This window comes from Cryobacterium sp. AP27 (assembly GCF_056680495.1).
Genome location: NZ_CM155285.1, coordinates 944,314 through 968,304 on the forward strand (window position 1 = coordinate 944,314; position 23,991 = coordinate 968,304).

The 23,991-nt window shown below is 64.2% G+C and carries 19 protein-coding genes and 3 rRNA genes; 20 read left to right on the forward strand and 2 right to left on the reverse strand.

Annotated elements, in window-relative coordinates; genetic code table 11:
* Positions 1-80 precede the first annotated feature (80 nt).
* From tyrS to rrf, 4 genes are all read left to right on the forward strand, one after another.
* Positions 81-1,382, forward strand: coding sequence for a tyrosine--tRNA ligase (gene tyrS, locus AC1MB9_RS04370; RefSeq protein WP_479963823.1), 1,302 nt, complete (start codon positions 81-83; stop codon positions 1,380-1,382).
* Between the two features lie 550 nt (positions 1,383-1,932).
* Positions 1,933-3,466 (forward strand): 16S ribosomal RNA (locus AC1MB9_RS04375).
* 430 nt (positions 3,467-3,896) lie between these two features.
* Positions 3,897-7,024, forward strand: a 23S ribosomal RNA gene (locus AC1MB9_RS04380).
* Between the two features lie 123 nt (positions 7,025-7,147).
* Positions 7,148-7,264, forward strand: a 5S ribosomal RNA gene (rrf, locus tag AC1MB9_RS04385).
* Together the 16S, 23S and 5S rRNA genes form the textbook arrangement of a ribosomal RNA operon.
* A gap of 252 nt (positions 7,265-7,516) precedes the next feature.
* Here rrf and AC1MB9_RS04390 read toward each other — a convergent pair.
* A complete protein-coding gene (locus tag AC1MB9_RS04390) occupies positions 7,517-8,665 on the reverse strand; it encodes a hypothetical protein (RefSeq protein WP_479963824.1) in 1,149 nt (382 codons plus the stop codon).
* Between AC1MB9_RS04390 and AC1MB9_RS04395 the strand changes: the two genes are divergently transcribed.
* The 11 genes from AC1MB9_RS04395 to AC1MB9_RS04445 all read left to right on the forward strand — a co-directional run bounded on the left by AC1MB9_RS04395 (position 8,612) and on the right by AC1MB9_RS04445 (position 18,348).
* Positions 8,612-9,481, forward strand: coding sequence for a hypothetical protein (locus tag AC1MB9_RS04395; protein ID WP_479963825.1), 870 nt, complete (start codon positions 8,612-8,614; stop codon positions 9,479-9,481). The genes AC1MB9_RS04390 and AC1MB9_RS04395 overlap by 54 nt on opposite strands.
* Before the next feature lie 19 nt (positions 9,482-9,500).
* The gene (locus AC1MB9_RS04400) at positions 9,501-10,634 is read left to right on the forward strand and encodes an HAD-IIA family hydrolase (protein ID WP_479963826.1); all 1,134 of its coding nucleotides are present in this window, start codon (positions 9,501-9,503) and stop codon (positions 10,632-10,634) included.
* A gap of 9 nt (positions 10,635-10,643) precedes the next feature.
* Positions 10,644-10,844, forward strand: coding sequence for a hypothetical protein (locus AC1MB9_RS04405; protein WP_479963827.1), 201 nt, complete (start codon positions 10,644-10,646; stop codon positions 10,842-10,844).
* Positions 10,841-11,791: a TlyA family RNA methyltransferase gene (locus AC1MB9_RS04410; RefSeq protein ID WP_479963828.1), complete on the forward strand. Its 951-nt coding sequence runs from the start codon at positions 10,841-10,843 to the stop codon at positions 11,789-11,791. Before AC1MB9_RS04405 ends, AC1MB9_RS04410 begins: the two co-directional genes overlap by 4 nt.
* A gap of 4 nt (positions 11,792-11,795) precedes the next feature.
* Positions 11,796-12,716, forward strand: coding sequence for an NAD kinase (locus AC1MB9_RS04415; RefSeq protein ID WP_479963829.1), 921 nt, complete (start codon positions 11,796-11,798; stop codon positions 12,714-12,716).
* Between the two features lie 9 nt (positions 12,717-12,725).
* Complete coding sequence (recN, locus tag AC1MB9_RS04420; RefSeq protein WP_479963830.1) at positions 12,726-14,429, forward strand: DNA repair protein RecN; 1,704 nt, start codon at positions 12,726-12,728, stop codon at positions 14,427-14,429.
* Positions 14,430-14,443: 14 nt separating this feature from the next.
* Complete coding sequence (locus AC1MB9_RS04425; protein WP_479963831.1) at positions 14,444-16,156, forward strand: CTP synthase; 1,713 nt, start codon at positions 14,444-14,446, stop codon at positions 16,154-16,156.
* Positions 16,149-16,418 (forward strand): hypothetical protein, encoded by a 270-nt coding sequence (locus AC1MB9_RS04430; RefSeq protein ID WP_479963832.1) that lies wholly within the window; start codon positions 16,149-16,151, stop codon positions 16,416-16,418. The genes AC1MB9_RS04425 and AC1MB9_RS04430 overlap by 8 nt, the downstream gene beginning before the upstream one ends.
* Positions 16,415-17,083, forward strand: coding sequence for an NUDIX domain-containing protein (locus AC1MB9_RS04435; RefSeq protein ID WP_479963833.1), 669 nt, complete (start codon positions 16,415-16,417; stop codon positions 17,081-17,083). The genes AC1MB9_RS04430 and AC1MB9_RS04435 overlap by 4 nt, the downstream gene beginning before the upstream one ends.
* Positions 17,080-18,003 carry a site-specific tyrosine recombinase XerD gene (xerD, locus tag AC1MB9_RS04440; protein ID WP_479963834.1) on the forward strand — a complete coding sequence of 308 codons (924 nt, stop codon included), beginning with the start codon at positions 17,080-17,082 and terminating at the stop codon, positions 18,001-18,003. The genes AC1MB9_RS04435 and xerD overlap by 4 nt, the downstream gene beginning before the upstream one ends.
* 138 nt (positions 18,004-18,141) lie before the next feature.
* Entirely contained in the window at positions 18,142-18,348 is a 207-nt protein-coding gene (locus tag AC1MB9_RS04445) for a hypothetical protein (protein ID WP_479963835.1), read from the forward strand.
* A gap of 23 nt (positions 18,349-18,371) precedes the next feature.
* Here AC1MB9_RS04445 and AC1MB9_RS04450 read toward each other — a convergent pair whose 3' ends face one another.
* The gene (locus tag AC1MB9_RS04450) at positions 18,372-19,331 is read right to left on the reverse strand and encodes a hypothetical protein (RefSeq protein ID WP_479963836.1); all 960 of its coding nucleotides are present in this window, start codon (positions 19,329-19,331) and stop codon (positions 18,372-18,374) included.
* 325 nt (positions 19,332-19,656) lie between these two features.
* Here AC1MB9_RS04450 and AC1MB9_RS04455 point away from each other — a divergent pair, with 325 nt between their 5' ends.
* From AC1MB9_RS04455 to AC1MB9_RS04475, 5 genes are read left to right on the forward strand one after another with little or no spacing between them, the layout of a single operon-like run.
* Complete coding sequence (locus AC1MB9_RS04455) at positions 19,657-20,505, forward strand: ParA family protein (protein WP_479963837.1); 849 nt, start codon at positions 19,657-19,659, stop codon at positions 20,503-20,505.
* On the forward strand, positions 20,489-21,298 hold the full coding sequence (locus AC1MB9_RS04460) for a segregation and condensation protein A (protein ID WP_479963838.1): 810 nt from the start codon (positions 20,489-20,491) through the stop codon (positions 21,296-21,298). The genes AC1MB9_RS04455 and AC1MB9_RS04460 overlap by 17 nt, the downstream gene beginning before the upstream one ends.
* Positions 21,288-21,926: an SMC-Scp complex subunit ScpB gene (scpB, locus tag AC1MB9_RS04465; protein WP_479963839.1), complete on the forward strand. Its 639-nt coding sequence runs from the start codon at positions 21,288-21,290 to the stop codon at positions 21,924-21,926. The genes AC1MB9_RS04460 and scpB overlap by 11 nt, the downstream gene beginning before the upstream one ends.
* Entirely contained in the window at positions 21,923-22,825 is a 903-nt protein-coding gene (locus tag AC1MB9_RS04470; protein ID WP_479963840.1) for a pseudouridine synthase, read from the forward strand. Before scpB ends, AC1MB9_RS04470 begins: the two co-directional genes overlap by 4 nt.
* Positions 22,825-23,988, forward strand: coding sequence for a prephenate dehydrogenase (locus tag AC1MB9_RS04475; RefSeq protein WP_479963841.1), 1,164 nt, complete (start codon positions 22,825-22,827; stop codon positions 23,986-23,988). Before AC1MB9_RS04470 ends, AC1MB9_RS04475 begins: the two co-directional genes overlap by 1 nt.
* Positions 23,989-23,991: the final 3 nt, after the last annotated feature.

Genomic DNA, 23,991 nt, shown 5'->3' on the forward strand with positions numbered 1-23,991 from the left:
AAGGCTACAGCATGAATTTACCCAAAATAAGTTATAACCCTTAATAAGTGGCGCCGGGTCTCGCTGGTAATCTGGGGCCTGTGTCAGACCCCGTGATCCTCACCCAGCAGACCAACGATTCCTCCTTCGATAACGTATGGGAGGAGATCAACTGGCGCGGCCTCGTGCACGTGTCGACCAACGACGATGAGCTGCGCACGCTGCTCTCGGGCGACCCGATCACGTATTACTGCGGCTTCGACCCCACGGCGCCCAGCCTGCACCTCGGCAATCTGGTGCAGCTGCTGCTCATGCGCCGACTCCAGCTAGCCGGCCACCGCCCCCTCGGGCTCGTCGGTGGGTCCACCGGCCTGATCGGTGACCCGCGGCCGACCGCCGAACGCACGCTCACCCCCGCCGACACGGTCGTCGAATGGGTCGGATACCTGCAGGCCCAGGTATCGCGCTTCCTCAGCGCCGAAGGCACGAATGCCGTCACCATGGTGAACAACCTCGACTGGACGGCCCCGCTGTCGGCAATCGACTTCCTGCGCGAGATCGGCAAGTACTTCCGCGTGGGCACCATGCTCAAGAAGGATGCTGTGAGCGCGCGCCTCAACTCGGATGCCGGCATCAGCTACACCGAGTTCAGCTACCAGATTCTCCAGGGACTCGACTACCTCGAGCTCTTCCGCAGCTACGGGTGCGTACTGCAGACCGGGGGAAGCGACCAGTGGGGCAACCTGACCAGCGGCACCGACCTGATTCGTCGCGCCGAGGGGGGCAGCGTGCACGCGATCGGCACGCCTCTCATCACCAACAGTGACGGCACCAAGTTCGGCAAGAGCGAGGGCAACGCGATCTGGCTCGACCCCACGCTCACAAGCCCATATGCGTTCTACCAGTTCTGGCTGAACACCGACGATGCCGACGTGGTCTTTCGTCTCAAGGTGTTCACCTTCCTCAGCAAGGTTGAGATCGAGCGTCTCGCCGAAGCCGTGGCAACGGCACCCTTCAAGCGCGAGGCCCAGCGCACCCTGGCCTTCGAGGTGACGAGTCTCGTGCATGGCGTTCCCGCTACGGATGCCGCGATCAACGCGGCACAGGCCCTGTTCGGCCAGGGGGAGCTGGCGGAGCTGGACCCGGCGACTCTCGAGGCGGCCCTGCGCGAACTGCCGAACACGACAACCGCCCCGTACGCCTCGGTGGTGCAGCTGCTGCTCGACACCGGACTCACTAAGAGTCTCGGCGAGGGCCGTCGCGCGGTGGCGCAGGGTGGGGTCTACCTCAATAACGTGAAGGTGGCCGGCGAAGACACCACGATTGAGGGCAACGTGCTGCCCGGGGGAGTGGCGGTGTTGCGTCGCGGCAAGAAGACGCTCGCCGGCGTCTTCGTCGAATAGCGGCGTGGAATACCGCGGTCGAAACGCGCCGGGGCACGCCCCGGCGCGTTTCGGGCAGGTTTCAGACGAGTTTCCGGCGCGACACGCCCGGGATGAGGGCGAGAGTTGCAGCCCCCCGGGATTCACCGTAATGTCATCTAAGTCACCCCACAGGTGCGGAAAGCTGCTCAGCTTCCCGGCCTCATGCGGGACAAATTCTGGGTCAAGATATCGCGGTTCTGTCGCGTCTCTGGCCTGGTAAGTGAAGTGCCTCAGCGAGAGTGCCCGTTAGGGTGTGAAGCTGGGTGCGTCCGATCCTTGAGAACTCAACAGCGTGCACAATGTCAAATGCCAAATACCTCGTGGTTGTTGTCCCGTTTCTAGCGGGTACGCAGCCGGGAGATTCCTTTGGAATATGAATTGAAAGTCGTGGTTTCGATCACGCAAAATAACAAAAGCAAGTCAGTAATGATTTGTTCTTGCTAGTTTCAAACTTGCATCTTGTTCGCCTATTCCGGCGGCTTGGTGCACTAGATGGGCACTCGATTTCGGTTGGGTAGCTATTCAAACATTTACGGAGAGTTTGATCCTGGCTCAGGACGAACGCTGGCGGCGTGCTTAACACATGCAAGTCGAACGGTGATGAGGAGCTTGCTTCTTTGATCAGTGGCGAACGGGTGAGTAACACGTGAGCAATCTGCCCTTGACTCTGGGATAACTGCGGGAAACTGTAGCTAATACCGGATACGACCTTGGAAGGCATCTTCTGGGGTGGAAAGAATTTTGGTCAAGGATGAGCTCGCGGCCTATCAGCTAGTTGGTGAGGTAATGGCTCACCAAGGCGACGACGGGTAGCCGGCCTGAGAGGGTGACCGGCCACACTGGGACTGAGACACGGCCCAGACTCCTACGGGAGGCAGCAGTGGGGAATATTGCACAATGGGCGCAAGCCTGATGCAGCAACGCCGCGTGAGGGACGAAGGCCTTCGGGTTGTAAACCTCTTTTAGTAGGGAAGAAGTGACTGGGTTTTCCTGGAAGTGACGGTACCTGCAGAAAAAGCACCGGCTAACTACGTGCCAGCAGCCGCGGTAATACGTAGGGTGCAAGCGTTGTCCGGAATTATTGGGCGTAAAGAGCTCGTAGGCGGTTTGTTGCGTCTGCTGTGAAAACCCGAGGCTCAACCTCGGGCCTGCAGTGGGTACGGGCAGACTAGAGTGCGGTAGGGGAGATTGGAATTCCTGGTGTAGCGGTGGAATGCGCAGATATCAGGAGGAACACCAATGGCGAAGGCAGATCTCTGGGCCGTAACTGACGCTGAGGAGCGAAAGCATGGGGAGCGAACAGGATTAGATACCCTGGTAGTCCATGCCGTAAACGTTGGGAACTAGATGTGGGGACCATTCCACGGTCTCCGTGTCGCAGCTAACGCATTAAGTTCCCCGCCTGGGGAGTACGGCCGCAAGGCTAAAACTCAAAGGAATTGACGGGGGCCCGCACAAGCGGCGGAGCATGCGGATTAATTCGATGCAACGCGAAGAACCTTACCAAGGCTTGACATATACCGGAAACGGCTGGAAACAGTCGCCCCGCAAGGTCGGTATACAGGTGGTGCATGGTTGTCGTCAGCTCGTGTCGTGAGATGTTGGGTTAAGTCCCGCAACGAGCGCAACCCTCGTCCTATGTTGCCAGCACGTAATGGTGGGAACTCATGGGATACTGCCGGGGTCAACTCGGAGGAAGGTGGGGATGACGTCAAATCATCATGCCCCTTATGTCTTGGGCTTCACGCATGCTACAATGGCCGGTACAAAGGGCTGCAATACCGCAAGGTGGAGCGAATCCCAAAAAGCCGGTCTCAGTTCGGATTGAGGTCTGCAACTCGACCTCATGAAGTCGGAGTCGCTAGTAATCGCAGATCAGCAACGCTGCGGTGAATACGTTCCCGGGCCTTGTACACACCGCCCGTCAAGTCATGAAAGTCGGTAACACCCGAAGCCGGTGGCCAAACCCGTAAGGGATGGAGCTGTCGAAGGTGGGATCGGTGATTAGGACTAAGTCGTAACAAGGTAGCCGTACCGGAAGGTGCGGCTGGATCACCTCCTTTCTAAGGAGCACGTGCAATCCCGTCTGTATACAGCGGAATACGGTTGCCAGTCATACCAGGCCGAACGGTTTGGATGGCGCTCATGGGTGGAACATTGACATTGATGTAAGAACGGCCAGTTCGGTTCAAGTACGCTTCTTCGGAGGTTGGAAAAGATTGGGGTGGAGAGACTTGCATGAGCACGCTGTTGGGTCCTGAGGGACCGGAACGGATCACTTCGGTGGTTTGGACCTTCCTCTGGACTTCTTGTTGTGGGCATTAATCGCCGGCTTCGAGGGGTACCGCCCGTACTTTGAGAACTACACAGTGGACGCGAGCATCTTAAATTTGTGGGACTTCGGTCCCCAAATTACAAAGATCTATTTATAGATCATTGGTCAATTTCTGCCGCGAATTTATTCGTGGCACCAATCGATTCAAACTCATGTGATTTCAAATTTTTAAGAGCAAACGGTGAATGCCTTGGCATGTAGAGCCGAAGAAGGACGTAGTAATCTGCGATAAGCCTCGGGGAGTTGATAAACGAACTGTGATCCGAGGATGTCCGAATGGGGAAACCCCGCCAGGCCCGTGAGGTGACCTGGTGACTCCCGCCTGAATATATAGGGCGGGTAGAGGGAACGTGGGGAAGTGAAACATCTCAGTACCCACAGGAAGAGAAAACAATAGTGATTCCGTTAGTAGTGGCGAGCGAACCCGGATGAGGCTAAACCGATCATGTGTGATAGCCGGTAGGCGTTGCATGGTCGGGGTTGTGGGACTTTTCAGCTGATTCTACCGAATGGCAAGGGTTAGAGCGTTGTATAGACGAACAGGATTGAAAGCCTGGTCATAGAGGGTGCGAACCCCGTAGTCGAAATGCAGCAATCACCCGAAGAGTATCCCAAGTAGCACGGGGCCCGAGAAATCCCGTGTGAATCCGTCAGGACCACCTGATAAGCCTAAATACTCCTACATGACCGATAGTGAACAAGTACCGTGAGGGAAAGGTGAAAAGTACCCCGGGAGGGGAGTGAAATAGTACCTGAAACCGTTTGCTTACAATCCGTTGGAGCCAGTCTGATTCTGGTGACAGCGTGCCTTTTGAAGAATGAGCCTGCGAGTTAGTGATATGTGGCGAGCTTAACCCGAGAGGGGAATGCGTAGCGAAAGCGAGTCTGAATAGGGCGATTCAGTCGCATGTCCTAGACCCGAAGCGAAGTGATCTATCCATGGCCAGGTTGAAGCGACGGTAAGACGTCGTGGAGGACCGAACCCACTTCAGTTGAAAATGGAGGGGATGAGCTGTGGATAGGGGTGAAAGGCCAATCAAACTTCGTGATAGCTGGTTCTCTCCGAAATGCATTTAGGTGCAGCGTTGCGTGTTTCTTGCCGGAGGTAGAGCTACTGGATGGCCGATGGGGCCCAAAAGCTTACTGACGTCAGCCAAACTCCGAATGCCGGTAAGTGAGAGCGCAGCAGTGAGACGGTGGGGGATAAGCTTCATCGTCGAGAGGGAAACAACCCAGACCACCAACTAAGGTCCCAAAGCGCGTGCTAAGTGGGAAAGGATGTGGAGTTGCACAGACAACCAGGAGGTTGGCTTAGAAGCAGCCACCCTTGAAAGAGTGCGTAATAGCTCACTGGTCAAGTGATTCCGCGCCGACAATGTAACGGGGCTCAAGCACGCCACCGAAGTTGTGGCATTGATATTTTTGGTTAGCCGCACCCTTGTGGTGTTGGTTCAGCCGTGTTGATGGGTAGGAGAGCGTCGTGTGGCCAGCGAAGCGGCGGTGTAAACCAGCCGTGGAGGCCACACGAGTGAGAATGCAGGCATGAGTAGCGAAAGACGGGTGAGAAACCCGTCCTCCGAAAGATCAAGGGTTCCAGGGCCAGGCTAATCCGCCCTGGGTAAGTCGGGACCTAAGGCGAGGCCGACAGGCGTAGTCGATGGACAACGGGTTGATATTCCCGTACTGACGAAAAACCGCCCAAGCTAATCCAGTAATGCTAAGTATCTGAATCCCCTAGACCGATCCCTTCGGGGTGAGGCGTGGGGCCTAGCGTACGACCCTATTCTGGTGCGGTTAGCGTATTAACAGGTGTGACGCAGGAAGGTAGCTGAGCCGGGCGATGGTTGACCCGGTCTAAGGATGTAGGGCGAACGATAGGCAAATCCGTCGTTCATATAGCCTGAGACCCGATGGGTAGCCCGTAAGGGTGAAATCAGTGATCCTATGCTGCCGAGAAAAGCATCGACGCGAGGTTTTAGTCACCCGTACCCCAAACCGACTCAGGTGATCAGGTAGAGAATACTAAGGAGATCGAGAGAATCGTGGTTAAGGAACTCGGCAAAATGCCCCCGTAACTTCGGGAGAAGGGGGGCCTGAGGCGTGAACGGACTTGCTCCGGGAGCGTTCGAAGGCCGCAGAGACCAGTGGGAAGCGACTGTTTACTAAAAACACAGGTCCGTGCTAAGTCGCAAGACGATGTATACGGACTGACGCCTGCCCGGTGCTGGAAGGTCAAGAGGAACGGTTAGCCGCAAGGCGAAGCTGAGAATTTAAGCCCCAGTAAACGGCGGTGGTAACTATAACCATCCTAAGGTAGCGAAATTCCTTGTCGGGTAAGTTCCGACCTGCACGAATGGCGTAACGACTTCCCAGCTGTCTCAACCGCGAACTCGGCGAAATTGCATTACGAGTAAAGATGCTCGTTACGCGCAGCAGGACGGAAAGACCCCGTGACCTTTACTACAGCTTGGTATTGGTGTTCGGTGTGGCTTGTGTAGGATAGGTGGGAGACTTTGAAGCTTGGACGCTAGTTCAGGTGGAGTCATCGTTGAAATACCACTCTGGTCATATTGGATACCTAACTTCGAACCGTGATCCGGTTCAGGGACAGTGCCTGGTGGGTAGTTTAACTGGGGCGGTTGCCTCCTAAAAAGTAACGGAGGCGCCCAAAGGTTCCCTCAACCTGGTTGGCAATCAGGTGTCGAGTGTAAGTGCACAAGGGAGCTTGACTGTGAGACTGACAAGTCGAGCAGGGACGAAAGTCGGGACTAGTGATCCGGCAGTGGCTTGTGGAAGCGCTGTCGCTCAACGGATAAAAGGTACCTCGGGGATAACAGGCTGATCTTGCCCAAGAGTCCATATCGACGGCATGGTTTGGCACCTCGATGTCGGCTCGTCGCATCCTGGGGCTGGAGTAGGTCCCAAGGGTTGGGCTGTTCGCCCATTAAAGCGGTACGCGAGCTGGGTTTAGAACGTCGTGAGACAGTTCGGTCCCTATCCGCTGCGCGCGCAGGAAATTTGAGAAGATCTATCCCTAGTACGAGAGGACCGGGATGGACGAACCTCTGGTGTGTCAGTTGTTCCGCCAGGAGCACCGCTGATTAGCTACGTTCGGAATGGATAACCGCTGAAAGCATCTAAGCGGGAAGCCAGCTTCGAGATGAGATTTCCATCCCTTCGGGGGAGAGGCTCGCAGCTAGACTACTGCGTTGATAGGCCGGATGTGGAAGTGGGGACTAAAGACCCATGAAGCTGACCGGTACTAATAAGCCGATAATTTGATAACACTCAGTTTGAAGAAGCTGCTTTAGCGTCCACTATGTGGTTCTCGATGTACGGTCGAGAACAACCGCTTCTACGGAAGCACTATAACTAAAAAATATAGGTTCGAAACACGCATCACAGGTGTTTCGGCGGCTATAGCAAGAGGGAAACGCCCGGTCACATTCCGAACCCGGAAGCTAAGACTCTTTGCGCCGATGGTACTGCAGGGGGGACCCTGTGGGAGAGTAGGACACCGCCGGACTTAACTTAGAAACAACACAAAATGGCCACCTCAAGGGTGGCCATTTTGCGTTAAGGCTTAGGCTATTGAAAGTCGTCGAAATGACGGATTAATTACACAGGAGACACAGTGAGCCCTTCAGGAACGTACGGCGACGATGCGCGCAACGGCGGCCGAGACGACCGCCATTCAGGCGGAAACCAGAGCGGACGCCCGCACGGTGCGCGCGACGGCGCCACGGGCGCCCCGCGAGCCGGCGGGAATGAAGGCCGCTCACAGCGTCCCAGCCAGGGCGGTGAGCGTCCTCCCTACCGCGGCAACAACGACCGCCCGTCCTCGGGTGGCGAGCGTCCTCCCTACCGAGGCAATTCGGATCGTCCCCAGCAGGGCGAGCGTCCTCCCTACCGAGGCAATTCGGATCGTCCCCAGCAGGGCGAGCGTCCTTCGTACCGTGGGAACAACGAGCGTCCTCAGCAGGGCGAGCGTCCTTCGTACCGTGGGAACAACGAGCGTCCTCAGCAGGGCGAGCGTCCTTCGTACCGTGGGAACAACGAGCGTCCTCAGCAGGGCGAGCGTCCTTCGTACCGTGGGAACAACGAGCGTCCGTCGTCGGGTGGCGAGCGTCCTCCCTACCGGGGCAACTCGGACCGTCCCCAGCAGGGTGACCGCGCTCCGTTCCGTGGGAACAATGACCGTCCTCAGCAGGGTGACCGTCCTCCGTACCGGGGCAATTCGGACCGTCCTCAGCAGGGTGACCGCGCTCCGTTCCGTGGGAACAATGACCGTCCTCAGCAGGGTGACCGTCCTCCGTACCGGGGCAATTCGGACCGTCCTCAGCAGGGTGACCGCGCTCCGTTCCGTGGGAACAATGACCGTCCTCAGCAGGGTGACCGTCCTCCGTACCGGGGCAATTCGGACCGTCCTCAGCAGGGTGACCGCGCTCCGTTCCGTGGGAACAATGACCGTCCCCAGCAGGGTGACCGTCCTCCGTTTCGTGGGAACAACGACCGTCCGTCCTCGGGTGGCGAGCGTCCCCCGTTCCGTGGCAACTCGGACCGTCCCCAGCAGGGCGAGCGTCCTCCCTACCGCGGCAACAACGACCGTCCGTCTTCGGGCGGCGAGCGTCCTCCCTACCGTGGCAACAACGAGCGTCCGTCCGGTTCCGGTGAGCGTAAGCCCTGGGCCAAGGACGGAGAGCGCTCCGAGCGTCCCCGTCAGGACATCGACCGTCGTCCCGGCGGCATGGCGACGCAGCGCGGCGGAAGCCCGAACCGCGCCGGCGCACCGCGCGAGGACGGCAAGAAGCTCTGGACCCGCGACGGCGCCCCCGCACGCAACGACCGCGATGCACGGGTCGTCGAAGAAGAGATGACCGAAGAGCAGCGGATGCAGCGCGAGCTGCGTTCCGTTCGCCCACGTCATGACGACCCGGAACTGCCTGACGATATTTCGGGCCAGGACCTCGATCGGATTGCGCGCAACGAGCTCAAGACGCTCACCAAAGAGAACGCCGAAACCGTGGGCCGTCACCTCGCCATGGCCGCTCGGGTCATCGATGAGGATCCGGAGCTCGCGCACCGCCACGTTATGAGCGCCGCGCGCCGAGCCGGGCGCATCGGCGTTGTTCGTGAGAGCCTCGCGATCACGGCGTACGCGACGGGCGACTTCGCGTTGGCCCTTCGGGAACTGCGGACCTATCGACGCATCTCGGGCTCCAACGACCAGCTCGCGCTCATGGTGGACAGCGAGCGTGGCGTCGGACGCCCCGACCGCGCCCTCGAGCTCGGCCGTTCCGTCGACCGCAGCACCCTGCCGGCCGGAGTCCAGGTGTCACTGGCCATCGCCATGTCGGGTGCCCGCCTTGACCTCGGTGAAACGGATGCCGCGCTCGGCGAGCTTGAGATCCCGCAGCTCGACCCGAACACGGCCTACTCCTACAGCCCGGAACTGTTCGTGGCGTATGCCGAGGTTCTGGGCGAACTCGGCCGCGTCGAAGAGGCTGAGAAGTGGCTGGAGCGCGCCGAGCGTGCCGATGCTGCCCTCTCGTCGAACGGTGACGTGGACGAGACGATCGAGATTCACGAGATCGAAGAAGACGATGACGCCGCCCTGGCAGAGGAAGCCGCAGATGCCGGCGATGATGACGACGACGAGTCCGACGGCATCGCCGAAGCGGCTCGCTCCGATGAGGAACCTGTTGAGGCGCACGACGAGGACAGCTCCGAGCGTGCCGACTAGGGGCGGCGTTGGAGGCTTCGTGCGCGGCATCTTCGGGTCGGGCGTGGCGTCGACCGACGCGACGCAAGCGACGGGTGACGTCGTGACCGGCTTGACCCAGTCGAACGGCGAGGGTCCCGTCAGCGGCGAAGCCGCGGATCAACGCGCGCCGGTTACGCCGCTCACCGGAGTGGACGTTCTCCTGGCCGATTTGGACGGGGTCGTATACGCCGGCCCGGCAGCCATCCCGTTCGCGGTGGAGAGCCTCAACCTCGCGGCGGAATCCGTGCGGGTCGGTTACATCACCAACAACGCCTCGCGTACCGACCAGTCTGTCGCCGATCATCTGACCGAGCTCGGGCTGTCGGTGGAAGCAACGGATGTCGTCACATCGCCGCAGGCCGCCGTGCGCCTGCTGGCCGCGGAGGTACCCGCGGGGTCCCGCATTCTCGTGATCGGCGGAGACGGGCTCGTCTCCGAGGTCGAGAAGGCCGGATTCATCGTGACGCGATCCGCAGACGACAACCCCGCCGCGGTCATCCAGGGGTTCGCGCCTGACATCGGATGGGCACACCTGGCCGAGGCGTCCTTCGCGTTGAGTCCCACCGGACCGACCGCGGGCATCCCGTGGATTGCGACGAACACCGACTGGACCATTCCGGTGGCCCGGGGGATCGCACCCGGCAACGGAACCCTCGTTTCCGCCGTACACACCGCTGTGGGGCGCCTGCCGATCGTGGCGGGCAAACCCGAGGCGGCCATCTTCGTCGAAGCAGTCAGTCGCTTCGGCGCGCACCGTGCCCTCTTCATCGGCGACCGCCTCGACACCGATATTCTGGGCGCGAACCGCGCCGGAATCCCGGCGGTCCTGGTGCTCACCGGAATCGACCGCGCGAAGCAGGCCCTGGCCGCCGAGGCCGACTCGCGGCCGACCTTCCTGCTCGACGACCTGCGCCAGCTGCACGAGCCGTACCCGACGACGGTCTTCTCCGACGACGGAACCACCGCCACGGTCGGCGGCGCCACGGTCGCCATCCGAGGAGCAGATGTGGTCGTCACGAGCGACGGAGACAACGGAATCAACCTGTTGCGCGCGGCGTGCGCCGTCATCTGGAACTCGGGCCGACCGATTTATGGGCTCAACGTTCCCGAGCGGTTGTATCTCGCGCAGTAGCCTAGGTAGGTGACCTACCAGACCAGCAATTCCGACGCTGAAGGCAAGACCGACCTCGGTTCCCGCCTCAGCATGATTGACGAACAACCCCTGGAGGCGCGCGCCGCGGCCTTCGTGCAGCTGCACGAGGACCTGGTCGCGCGCCTCGAGGATGCAGACGCGCCCCTCGGCGCAGACGCGATCGCGACCACGAAGGACATCCACGAATGAGCAACACCGGCACGAGCGGCTACCGATCAAATGAAGAACGAGCGGCCGAGCAGAGCGAACTCGTCGCGCCGGACCGGGCGGGGTTCGAGGACGACGACCTCACCGAAGAGGAGCTCGCGGAAGCGGCACTGCACGCGATCGCGCCACCCGAGCTGCTGCGCCTCGACGCTGCGCTCACCGAACGCGGCCTCGTGCGTTCCCGCACGGTTGCCGCGAAACTCATCACCGGCGGACTCGTGACCGTTGACGGTCTTCCCGTCGTGAAGTCCTCCCACCGCGTGAGCGAAGGCTCCGTGTTGGAGGTCGCGGCCACCGACCATTACGTGAGCCGCGGCGCCCACAAACTCATCGCCGCGCTCGACGCCTTTGACATTCCGGTGACCGGACGCACGGTGCTGGATGCGGGCGCCTCGACCGGTGGATTCAGCCAGGTGGTGCTCGAACGCGGAGCCGCGCAGGTGCTGGGCGTCGACGTCGGTCACGGCCAGTTGGCGCCCCAGCTCGCCGACGAGCCGAAGCTCACCCTGGTCGAGGGATTCAACCTGCGGTACTCGACGGCGGACAAGCTCGCGCGGGAAACGGGAATCACCACCCGCGCCGACCTCGTCGTCGCCGACCTCTCGTTCATCTCGCTCACGACCGTGCTCCCGGCGCTTCTGGCCACGGCCGCCGAAGGAGCAGACTTCGTGCTGCTCATCAAGCCGCAGTTCGAAGTGGGGCGTGGCGGAATCCGGGAGGGCGTCGTGCACGATGCCGCCTTGCGTTCCGACGCCGTCGCCGGAGTGCTCTGGGCAGCCTGGGATCTCGGTCTACGCACCAAGGGCCTCATCGCCTCACCGATCGCCGGCGCCGCGGGCAACCGCGAGTACCTCTGCCACCTGAACGTCGGCGAGGGCAGCAGCCCCACCGAATGGATCGACCGGATCGACGCGCTGGTCGGAGCGTGACCCGATGACCCCGGCGCCGCGCCACATCCTCATCGTCGCTCACACCGGCCGGGCCGACTCGCTCGAAGCGGCAGTCACCGTGGCGGGGCAGCTCATCGCGGCCGGTGCGATCCCCGTGCTCGCGTCGAATGAACGCGACGACGTGCTGGCGTCCTGGCCCGACCTGAACGGACACCTCGAGATCCTCGGCGACACCGTGCAGACCACCGACGTGGAGCTGGCGATCGTGCTCGGCGGAGACGGCACGATTCTGCGCGCCGCGGAACTCGTGCGCGGGCACCCGGTGCCATTGCTCGGGATCAACCTCGGTCACGTGGGTTTCCTGGCCGAAAGCGAACGAGACGACCTCGGCGCGGCCGTGCACCGCGCGCTCCGGCGCGACTACGTCGTCGAAGAACGCATGACTCTCAGCGTGCGGGTGAAGGCCTTCGACGAGGTCGTCTACGAATCCTGGGCGCTCAACGAAGTCACCGTGGAGAAGGCCAGCCGCGAGCGGATGATCGAGGTGGTCGTCGAGGTCGACGGCCGGCCGCTGTCCTCCTTCGGCTGCGACGGCGTGGTCATGTCCACCCCCACCGGCTCAACGGCCTATGCCTTCTCGGCCGGAGGCCCCATCGTGTGGCCGACCCTCGACGCCCTCATGCTCGTGCCGCTGAGCGCGCACGCCCTGTTCGCCCGCCCACTCGTCGTCGCGCCGGATTCGTCGCTCGCCGTGGAGGTTCTGGCCCGCACCGGTGTTTCGGCGGTACTGTGTGCCGATGGCCGACGGACGTTCGATCTTCCGCCGGGATCGCGCGTGATCGTGCGCCGTTCCCCCGTGCCCGTGCGACTCGCCCGGTTGCACAGCGGGGTGTTCACCGACCGACTGGTCAACAAGTTCAATCTGCCCGTGACCGGCTGGCGAGGCCCGGTCGGGCGTGAGTGAGGCATCCGCATGATCGAGGAAATAGTCATCCGCGACCTGGGAGTGATTGCCGAAGCCACCCTCCCGCTCGGCCCCGGTTTCACGGCCGTCACCGGTGAAACGGGTGCGGGCAAGACGATGGTCGTCACCGCGCTTGGCCTGCTGCTGGGAGACCGAGCAGATGCCGGAACGGTGCGCCAGGGTCAGCCGCAGAGTTCCGTCGAGGGACGCTGGGTCATCGACCCCAGCGGTCCCGTGGCGGAACGGGTACGCGAAGCCGGGGGAGACCTCGACGGGCCCGAGCTCATCCTGGGACGAACCGTGTCGTCGGAGGGCCGCAGCCGCGCCGTCGTCGGCGGACGCAGCGCGCCCGCCGGAGTCTTGAGCGACCTGCGCAGCGCGCTTGTGGTCGTGCACGGTCAATCCGACCAGGTGCGCCTGCGCTCAGCCGTCGCCCAGCGCGACGCCCTCGACCGTTTCGCCGGACCCGACCTGACGGAGGCGCTCGGCCTGTACCAGCACGCGTTCCACCGCTGGCAGGCCAACCAGCTCGAACTCGACCGGCTCACCGCCGAGCACGACCTTCGCGAACGCGAAGCCGAAGACCTGCGCGTGGCCCTCGCCCTGATCGAAACGGTGGCCCCGCAGCCCGGTGAAGACGCCGAACTCGCCGAGCGCGCCGAACGTCTCGGAAACCTGGAGGAGCTGCGGCTCGCCGCGGCGCAGTCCCGCGAGATGCTCTCCGCCGAGGAGAACCCCGACGACGCCCCCGACGTGGTGGCCCTGCTCGAGGGAGCCCGGCGCGCCCTCGATCGCGTGGCCGCACACGACGCCGCCCTGCCGCCGCTCGTCGCTTCCCTCGCCAACGCCGGCTTTGTCGTTGCCGATATCGCCGCCGAACTCTCCACGTACCTCGCCGGCGTCGACGTGGACGGGGCGCGGGAACTCGAGATCGTTCAGGAACGCCGCGCCGAGCTGGGTTCACTCGCCCGCAAATACGCGGGCGGGATCGACGAGGCGATCGCGTTTCTCGAAAGCGGCAGCATCCGACTGCTGGAGCTCGACGGCGACTCGGAGCGCATCGAACAGCTCGGCGCCGATGCGCAGGCCGACCACACCCTCGTGACCACTCTTGCCGGCACCGTGACTGCCCTGCGTGGGCGCGCCGCGGCATCGCTCGGCACGCTCGTGACGGCGGAACTGGCAGCCCTGGCGATGCCGGATGCCCGTCTGCTCGTGCAGGTGGAGACCCGCGATGACTTCAGCGCCAGCGGCCAGGACCTGGTGAAGATCCTGTTGCAGCCTCATGCCGGCGCGGAACCCCGGTCCCTCGGCCGAGGCGCGTCGGGTGGAGAGCTCTCCCGGGTGATGCTCGCGATCGAGGTCGTCATCAACGCCACCGACCCGGTGCCCACCTTCGTGTTCGATGAGGTTGACGCCGGAGTGGGTGGTGCGGCCGCGATTGAGATCGGACGACGCCTCGCGAGGCTCGCCGAAACCGCCCAGGTGATCGTTGTCACCCACCTGGCGCAGGTCGCCGCGTTCGCCGGCAACCACCTGAGCGTCGTGAAAGACAGCGACGGCTCGGTCACCGCGAGCAGCGTGCGCCAGCTGCACGGAGACGACCGCGCCGCCGAAATGGCCCGGCTGCTGTCGGGACTGCCCGACTCGCACAGCGGGCTCGTGCACGCGCGGGAGCTGATGGAGCTCGCTCAGGGCGTCGAAATGACCTGATAGCATTGAAGCCCGTGGTGGATAAAATTAACGCGGACAATTCAGACAACAGCCAACTCGACAAAACTGTGAAGCACATTTTTGTGACGGGTGGTGTTGTTTCTTCCCTCGGCAAGGGCCTGACGGCGGCAAGCCTCGGCAACCTGCTCACTGCTCGCGGCGTACGCGTCGTCATGCAGAAGCTGGACCCTTATCTCAACGTGGATCCGGGAACGATGAACCCGTTCCAGCACGGTGAAGTGTTCGTCACCGACGACGGCGCCGAAACCGACCTCGACATCGGTCACTACGAACGATTCCTCGACATCAACCTGGGTCAGAGCGCGAACGTGACCACCGGCCAGGTGTACTCGCAGGTGATCGCCAAGGAACGCCGCGGCGAGTACCTCGGCGACACGGTGCAGGTCATCCCGCACATCACCGATGAGATCAAACGCCGTATGCGTCTGCAGGCCGACGACGACGTGCGCCCCGACGTGATCATCACCGAGATCGGCGGCACCGTCGGTGACATCGAATCGCAGCCGTTCATCGAAGCCGCGCGTCAGGTGCGCCACGAGCTTGGTCGCAACAACGTTTTCTTCGTGCACGTGTCGCTCGTACCGTTCCTCGGCGCGGCCGGCGAGCAGAAGACGAAGCCCACGCAGCACTCCGTCGCCATGCTGCGTTCCATCGGCATTCAGCCCGATGCGCTGGTCCTGCGAAGCGACCGCCCGGTCTCCGAGTCGAACAAGCGCAAGATCGCCCTGATGTGCGATGTTGACGAGGACGCGGTCGTCAACGCCGTCGATGTGGCCAGCATCTACGAGATCCCGACGATGTTGCATGACCAGAACCTCGACCGCTACATCGTCAACGCCCTCGGCCTCACCGCCTCCACCGTGGACTGGTCGGCGTGGGAGAACCTGCTCGAAGCGGTGCGTCACCCCAAGCACGAGGTGACCATCGGTCTCGTCGGCAAGTACATCGACCTTCCGGACGCCTACCTCTCGGTGACCGAGGCGCTGCGTGCGGGGGGCTTCGCAAACCAGGCGAAGGTGAAGATCGTCTGGATCGGCTCCGACGACTGCGAAACCGAAGAGGGCGCGGCGCGTCTGCTCGGCGAACTCGACGGAATCTGCGTTCCCGGCGGTTTCGGCATCCGTGGCATCGAGGGCAAGCTCGGCGCGCTCAAATTCGCTCGCGAAAACGGCATTCCGACGCTCGGCCTGTGCCTCGGCCTGCAGTGCATGGTCGTGGAATTCGCCCGCGACAAGGCCGGCCTGCCAGGCGCGTCGTCGAGCGAGTTCGACCCCGAGACCGAGTTCCCCGTGATCGCCACCATGGAGGAACAGGTCGAGATCATCGCCGGCGGAGATCTCGGCGGCACCATGCGTCTCGGACTCTACGCGGCGGACCTCGCGGAGGGCTCCATCGTCGCCGAGCTCTACGGCGCCAATGTCGCCTCCGAGCGTCACCGTCACCGCTACGAGGTCAACAACGCGTACCGCGATCAGATCGCCCTCGCCGGGCTCTGGTTCTCCGGCGTCTCGCCGGACCGCAAGCTCGTGGAGTACGTGGAGCTTCCCCGCGAGGTGCACCCGTTCTACGTGGGCACGCAGGCTCACCCGGAGCTGCGTTCGCGTCCCAACCACGCGCACCCGCTGTTCCGTGGTCTTATCGCCGCGGCGCTCGATCGCCAGCAGTCGACTCGCCTGTTTGAGGTGAAAGAGGACGCGGATGTCTGACCTCTCCGCGAGCCTGCTCAGCATGCCGCCGTTCGGGGGCCCCGACCCCTGGACCTCGCCGCTGTCACGCACGGACTGGTCGGGTGTCGCGGCGACGCGCGCCGCCGTGACAGGGCCGGAGGAGACCGACGAGGCCGACGAGGCCGACGAGTCCGACGAATCCGACGCTGACTCCGGCGGCGCTGACGCTGACGCTGACCATAGTGCCGATTCCGCCGCCGTCGAGGCACGCCGAACCGAGCCGTCGAGAGACTCGTCGTGAGCGTCGACCCGTCGACCGCCACCACGCCGGTCGGCGAACCACTGCAGGACGATACCGCCGACTTCACCGTCACGGACTCCGAGCAGGTTTTCACCGGCAAGGTGTGGAGCATCCGTCGGGATGATTTCGACTACAACGGTGCCTCGATCGTGCGCGAATTCGTGGACCACACCGGTGCCGTCGTCGTGCTCGCGCTCGACGAGCAGGATCGGGTGCTGCTGATCAAGCAGTACAGGCACCCCGTGCGCATGCGCGAATGGGAGCTGCCCGCCGGCCTGCTCGACATCACGGGGGAAGATCCCCTCGTCGGCGCCCGGCGTGAACTGGCGGAGGAAGCCGACGTGGTCGCGACCCGGTGGAACGTGCTGAGTGACTTCTACACCTCGCCCGGCGGCAGCAGCGAAGCCATTCGCATCTACCTCGCCCGCGGTATCTCGGCCAGCGCCGAAGTCTTCGCGCGCACCGAGGAAGAGGCCGATATTGAGATTCGCTGGGTGCCGCTCGACGAGTGCGTCGACGCGGTTCTCGCCCGGCGGGTGCAGAACCCGTCGCTCGTCATCGGTGTGCTCGCCGCCCAGGTGTCGCGCTCCCGCGACTGGAGCACCCTCGCGGAAAGTGATGCGCCGTGGCCCGGGCATCCACTCAATTGGAAGCACGCGGAGTGAACCGCGCGATCGAGGCGGCTGTGGACTCGTACCTGCGGCACGTCTCGATTGAACGCGGCCTGGCCGCGAACACCGTCGCCGCGTATCGGCGTGACCTCACCGTGTACGCGGCGTGGCTCGACGATGTGCCGGTGACCGAGCCGCGCGGCATCACGGCGGCGCACATCTCCTCGTTCGTGCAGTTTCTGGGCACGCGCCACGAGACGCCGCTGACCGCGGCGTCGATCGCGCGGGTGCTCTCGACCGTGCGCGGCTGGCACCGGTTCCTGCTCGAAGAGGCGCTCGTCGACACGGACGTGGCGCACGAGACCAAGCCGCCCAAGCTCGCTATGCGACTGCCCAAAGCCATTTCGATTGAGGAGGTCACGGCACTGCTCGCGGCCACGGATGGCGACGACGTGCTGCAGCTGCGCGACAAGGCTCTGCTGGAGTTGCTCTACGCGACCGGTGCGCGTGTCTCCGAGGTGGTGAGTCTCAACGTGGACGACGTGCTCGCCGAGGTGCTCGATGAGGAAATGGTGCGGCTCACCGGCAAGGGTGAGAAACAGCGCGTTGTGCCCGTTGGCAGCTACGCCCGGGCCGCCGTGAACGCCTACATCGTGCGTGCCCGGCCGACGCTGTCGGGCCGGGGAAAGGCCACACCGGCGCTGTTTCTCGGTGCGCGCGGGCAGCGGGTGAGCCGGCAGAATGCCTGGCTGATCATTCGCGCGGCAGCGGAACGGGCCGGGCTGACCGTTCCCGTGTCGCCGCACACGCTGCGCCACTCGTTCGCCACGCACCTGCTCGCCGGAGGCGCGGATGTGCGCGTGGTGCAGGAACTGCTCGGCCATTCCTCGGTGGCCACCACACAGATCTATACGCTCGTCACCGTGGACACCCTCCGCGACATGTACACGACGGCGCACCCCCGGGCTCGCTGACCCCCGCCCGCCCCGCCCGCCCGCATTGGTGCCAGTTGCGGACATCAGTGTCTGGTGCGCGGGCAACAGCTGTCCGATTCGGAGGCGGCTGACGGGATCCGAGCGGCGCGCGGAGCGCCGACCCGATACCGTTGAAGTATGGCAACAGAGAAACCGACCCGTAACCGCCACAAGACATTCGCCTTGATGTGGGTGGTCGGCGCGGTGGCGCTTGCACTCGCGAGCGTGGTTCTCTTCCTCGGCGCCTTCGACCTGTACACGATCGTCACCGCGAGCGCCGCTGCCTTCGCCGCCGTGGTGTGCTTCGTCCGCGCGCTGTCGAACCTTCGACACGTTCAGGAATAGGCCGCCGCTGAACGCAGAATGCTTCAGCGCACGGTGGGCAGCCCCGCCGCACTGAGGATGCGAAACAACTGCCGAGGGTTGCGCACGTCGTCGGGAATCCATCGAGCCACGGTGTTTCCTTCGGCTCGAAGGTCGTCTTCGCGTACTTTCTCTTTCACGACCGCGTCGCCGGGCGTCATTCCATGCAGATACTCAGGTTTCACGTACTTGCTGAGGCCATCGAGTTCCCCGACAACGTGGAATTCCGGCCACTCGAAGTCGGTGTAGTAGGAACCCCCGCGAGGATTGCGGTGACGGGTCTGTAGCTCGGGGCGGGGGAATCCGAGCTGAGCGATCGCGACCCGACTGACCGATTCGCCCACGTTGGCGGCGTTCGGTCGGGCAAACAGAATCGCCTTCGTGGCCCTCACAACCCCACGATGCGAGCCACACGTCTGCAGCAATTCGAGCAGCGCCGCCTGCGTGGTCCACACCGGCGGCTGGGCACGATCTGAGTTCAAGGCGTGGTCGAGAGCGGCCACGGCGCTCACGAAGGGGGTCGCGCGGGCGATGTCGAGCAGGGTGCGCTCCGGCGTTGTCGAGAGGATGCCGCCGGTCGCCGCGACGTCGGCGGTGCCGAAGTCCCCGCGGTGCACGATCACGCCGTTCTTGCTGCGCAGATTCGTCGCGCGTGGGGCCAGTACGTGCACGGATGCCGGAAACACGTCGTCGATGACGGGGAACTCCCAGAGCGCGGCGGCCGACTCGTGACTGATCACCGGCCGGTTCTGTCGGGTCTCCACGACGGCCCGAACGCGAGCCAGGTAGCGCTCCCGGGGCGTCCACACCGCCCAGTCTCTGCTGGTGACGGCGACACCCCTCCGCAGAAAACGCGCGGTGCCGTGGTGACTTTCGCGACGAAATTGCCGGCTGTCTGATTCGGTCGATGTCGGACTCTTCACGAGAAAAAGTCCTGTCTCGGGGTCGAGGCGGTTGTCGATCATGCTGCAATCATGGGCGCGGGGAGCGCGAGAACGGGGGACCCCTGCGGGATCTGTGCAGAACTGGCGCCCGCCTCGCCTGTGCGCGGACAACATCCGCTTCCAGGTTCGCCGCGCAAAGGTGGCCGAACCGGACGATAGTGCCTGAAGCGCGGGCAACACTTGACCGCAGCGGCCACCTTTGCGGGCTGTGGCGGGCCGGAATACGGGGCGCGCGGCACGGCGAGCCCCGCGCGGCCCGCGCTGTCGGTAGAATCGGCAGGTGGCAAAAAGCGGATCGAGGACATCAGTGGCGCGTCGGCAGGGTGAACGGATATCTCTACCCGGATTGGAAGAGACTCCCGTTGGTCCCACGGGGCGTGAGAAACAGGAGTTTGCGGCGCCCGAACCGCTGAGCAGTCACGGTCCCGCTCGCGTCATCGCGCTCTGCAACCAGAAGGGCGGCGTGGGCAAGACCACGACCACCATCAACCTCGGTGCGGCCCTGGCCGGCTACGGCCGACGCGTGCTCGCGATCGACTTCGACCCGCAGGGCGCCCTCTCCGCCGGCCTCGGCGTTCCCACGCACGATGTCACCACCATTTACGATCTGCTGCTGAGCAGCAAGGTCAACCCGTTGGATGCCGTACAGCAGACCTCCGTCGAGGGTCTTGACGTGATCCCGGCCAACATCGACCTCTCGGCCGCCGAGGTGCACCTCGTGAACGAGGTCGCCCGCGAACAAATCCTCACCCGGGTGCTGCGCAAGCTCACGCCCGAGTACGACGTCATTCTCATCGACTGCCAGCCCTCCCTCGGAATCCTCACCGTGAACGCGCTCACCGCCGCCCACGGCGTGCTGATCCCGCTCGAGTGCGAGTTCTTCGCCCTGCGCGGCGTCGCCCTGCTCATTGAAACCATCGACAAGGTGCGGGACCGGCTCAACCCGGCCATCGAGCTCGACGGCATCCTCGCGACCATGTACGACTCCCGCACGCTGCACTCGCGTGAGGTTCTCGAGCGGGTCGTCGACGCGTTCGGCGACCGCGTGCTCGACACCGTGGTCGGTCGCACCGTCAAATTCCCCGACGCGAGCGTCGCCGGGATACCGATCACCGAATTCGCCCCGGAGCACCCGGCCGCCAAGGCCTACCTCTCCGTGGCTCGGGAACTGATTCAGCGTGGCGCCGTCGCCTAGCGCGGCCGAGAAGCCCGCTTTTTCGGTCGCCCTCGGCAATTTCGAGGGCCCGTTCGACCTGCTGCTCAACCTGATTTCGCGCCATGAGCTCGACATCACCGAGATCTCCCTGAGCCAGGTGACCGACGAATTCATCGGGTACCTACGCGGCCTCACCGGCCCGGAAGAACTCGACCAGGCGACCGAGTTTCTGGTCGTCGCCGCGACGCTGCTCGACCTCAAGGTGGCCGGCCTGTTGCCGCAGGGCGAACTCGTCGACGCCGACGACGTGGCACTGCTCGAGGCCAGGGACCTGCTCTTCGCCCGGCTGCTGCAATACCGAGCGTTCAAGCAGGCGTCCGCCTGGTTCGGCGACCGCCTCGACACCGAGTCGGCCCGGCACAGCCGGTCGGTGCGGCTGGAGGAGAAATACCGCCAGCAGACCCCCGAACTCATGTGGACGCTGTCGCTGCAGGACTTCGGTGCCCTCGCCGCCCTCGCACTCACGCCCCGTGAGCTGCCGACGGTAGGCCTGGACCATCTGCACGCGCCGCTCGTGAGCATCCGCGAACAGGCCGCGTACATCGTGGCCATGCTCATGCCGGGGGACCCGCTCTCGTTCCGCCACCTCATCACGGGCGCAGGCGAGAAGGGCATCGTGATCGCGCGCTTTCTCGCGGTGCTCGAGCTGTACCGCTACGGTGCCATTTCCTTCGACCAGATCGAACCGCTCGGTGAGCTCACCCTGCGCTGGAGCGCCTCCAATTGGTCCGACGAGAACCTCGCGAATCTCGGAGCCGATTATGACAACTGACACCCAGACCCACCCGCCCGTGGAGCAGCCCGTACCGACCGGCGCCGCGCCGCGCGTGCACGCACCGGATGCCGCCGCGTTCGCCCTCGACCGTGAGCTTGAGGCGCTGCTCATGGTGGCGGACGAGCCGCAGAGCATCGTGCACCTCGCGACGGCGGTGGGCCGCCCGGCCGAGGACGTCGCGGCGTCCGTGTCGCGGCTCGTCGACGACTTCGACGGAAAATTCGACACCGTGCGCCGCGGCTTCGAGCTGCGCGCCGTGGCCGGCGGCTGGCGCATCTACGTGCGCGCCGCCCACGACCCGCTCGTGGCCGATTTTGTGCTCACCCAGAACCCGAGCCGCCTCTCGCAGGCCGCGCTCGAGACGCTCGCCGTGATCGCCTACAAGCAGCCGATCGGCCGCGGCGCGGTTGCGTCGATTCGTGCGGTGAACGTCGACTCCGTCGTGCGCACGCTGCTCGGCCGCGGACTCATCACCGAGGCGTTCACCGACGCCGAAACCGGCGCGATCAACTACGCCACCACAGACTTGCTGCTGACCCAGCTCGGAATCAACTCGCTCGACGAGTTGCCACACATATCGCCGTTGCTCGACGACGGCTCCGACGGATTCGAGGATCTGCGATGACGAACGACCATCATGAAACCACCAACAACCCCGATGCGGGCACGAATCCGGAGGCCGCGGCCGACGGCATCCGCCTGCAGAAGGTGCTCGCCGGGGCCGGCGTCGCGTCGCGTCGGGTGTCCGAAGAGCTGATCACCTCGGGTCGCGTGCGGGTGAACGGCAAGGTCGTCACGGAGCTCGGTCGTCGAGTACACCCCGAAACCGACCAGGTGGCCGTGGACAACGTGGCCGTGCAGCTCGACACGAGCCGTCGGTACATCATGCTCAACAAGCCCGTCGGCGTGGTTTCGTCGATGATGGACGAGAACGGCCGCCCCGACCTGCGCGAGTTCACGGACCAGTTCGACGAGCGCCTGTTCAACGTGGGGCGCCTCGACGCCCAGACCAGCGGGCTGCTCATCCTCACCAACGACGGCGACATGGCCCACGTGCTCGCGCACCCCTCGTTCGGTGTGATGAAGACCTACATCGCCAAGGTGGAGGGCCGCGTCTCGGCGCAGACCATCGGCCAGCTGCAGAGCGGCATCGAACTCGACGACGGCCCCATCAAGGCGGACAAGGCCCGTCTCCTCACGAGCCCTCCCGGCGACGGTGTGAGCCTGGTCGAGGTGACGCTGCACTCCGGCCGCAACCGCATCGTGCGACGGATGCTGGAGTCCGTCGGACATCCCGTCATCGACCTGGTGCGCCGCCAGTTCGGCCCGCTGCACCTCGGCACATTGCGCCAGGGCGCCGTGCGCGAACTGACCCGCGAAGAACTCGGACAGCTCCTCACCGTGTCGCGTCAGGCGCCGAGCAAGCGGCCGGAGACGGACCAGCCCGCCGGAGACCAGCGCGACGCACGCGACGACCGTGACGATCGCCGCGACTCGCGCGACGATCGCCGCGACGCTCGCTGATGACCGCACCTGCCGAGCGCGCCACCGGCGCCACCGGGAGCACGTCGGCCGACGCCGACGCGCGCCCGACCGCGAGCACGCCCATCGAGAGCCGACTCGTCGGCCCGGTGCGCGTCGTGGGCGTTGGCCTGCTCGGCACAAGCGTGGGCCTCGGCCTGCGCAACCGCGGCATCGAAGTGATCCTCGCCGATGCGTCGCCGACGCACCTGAGCATCGCGATCGACTACGGAGCCGGCCGGGCGGCCGCGCCCGGCGACACCCCGCAGCTCATCGTCGTGTGCGTTCCGCCGGACGTCACCGCGGAGGTCGTCGCCCGCGAGCTCGAGGCGTACCCGACCGCGATCGTGACCGATGTCGCGAGCGTCAAGCTCGCGCCGCTGGCCGAGCTGCGCGCCCGGGGAGCCGACGTCAGTCGCTACATCGGCTCGCATCCGCTCGCCGGCCGCGAGAAAAGCGGGCCGCTCTCGGGCCGGGCCGACCTGTTCATCGGACGCCCCTGGGTGGTCGCCGCCCACGACGCGATCAGCTACCAGCAGGCCGGGGCGATCGATGACCTCATTCTCGACCTCGGCGCCATTCTCGTGGAAATGACCCCCGAGGAACACGACCGCGGCGTGGCGCTGGTGTCCCACGTGCCACAGGTGATCTCCACGCTGATGGCCCGGCGCCTGACCGGTGCCGCCAACTCCTCCTTGAACCTCACGGGCCAGGGCCTGCGCGACGTGACGCGTGTCGCCGCGAGCGACCCGGACCTGTGGGTGCAGATCCTCGGCGCCAACGCGGCACCGGTGCGGGAGATCCTCGTCGCCTACCGCGACGACCTCGACCGCTTCATTGACGCCCTCGCCGACCCCACCGCTCCCGGCGCTCAGCGCCGGGTCGCCGAGGAACTCGCCGGCGGCAACGCCGGGGTGGCACGGCTGCCCGGCAAGCACGGCCAGGACCGCCGCTTCACATCGATGACCGTCATGGTCAGTGACCGGCCGGGCCAGATCGCGGCGCTGCTCAACGACATCGGTGACCTCGGGGTGAACCTCGAAGACCTCCGGCTGGAGCACTCGCCGGGCGCCCAAATCGGACTTGCTGAAATTTCTGTTCTGCCCGAGGCCATTTCGCGCCTCACGACTGAGCTGGCCGCCCGCGGCTGGCGGATTGCTGGTTAAACG

Bases quoted from the DNA above. Each gene is read 5' to 3' on its own strand.
- AC1MB9_RS04395 (WP_479963825.1), top strand. From the start codon at position 8,612: ATGACCGAAGAGCAGCGGATGCAGCGCGAGCTGCGTTCCGTTCGCCCA.
- AC1MB9_RS04390 (WP_479963824.1), bottom strand. From the start codon at position 8,665: ATGACGTGGGCGAACGGAACGCAGCTCGCGCTGCATCCGCTGCTCTTC.
- AC1MB9_RS04410 (WP_479963828.1), top strand. From the start codon at position 10,841: ATGAGCAACACCGGCACGAGCGGCTACCGATCAAATGAAGAACGAGCG.
- AC1MB9_RS04415 (WP_479963829.1), top strand. From the start codon at position 11,796: ATGACCCCGGCGCCGCGCCACATCCTCATCGTCGCTCACACCGGCCGG.
- recN (WP_479963830.1), top strand. From the start codon at position 12,726: ATGATCGAGGAAATAGTCATCCGCGACCTGGGAGTGATTGCCGAAGCC.
- AC1MB9_RS04430 (WP_479963832.1), top strand. From the start codon at position 16,149: ATGTCTGACCTCTCCGCGAGCCTGCTCAGCATGCCGCCGTTCGGGGGC.
- AC1MB9_RS04445 (WP_479963835.1), top strand. From the start codon at position 18,142: ATGGCAACAGAGAAACCGACCCGTAACCGCCACAAGACATTCGCCTTG.
- AC1MB9_RS04450 (WP_479963836.1), bottom strand. From the start codon at position 19,331: ATGATCGACAACCGCCTCGACCCCGAGACAGGACTTTTTCTCGTGAAG.
- scpB (WP_479963839.1), top strand. From the start codon at position 21,288: ATGACAACTGACACCCAGACCCACCCGCCCGTGGAGCAGCCCGTACCG.
- AC1MB9_RS04470 (WP_479963840.1), top strand. From the start codon at position 21,923: ATGACGAACGACCATCATGAAACCACCAACAACCCCGATGCGGGCACG.
- AC1MB9_RS04475 (WP_479963841.1), top strand. From the start codon at position 22,825: ATGACCGCACCTGCCGAGCGCGCCACCGGCGCCACCGGGAGCACGTCG.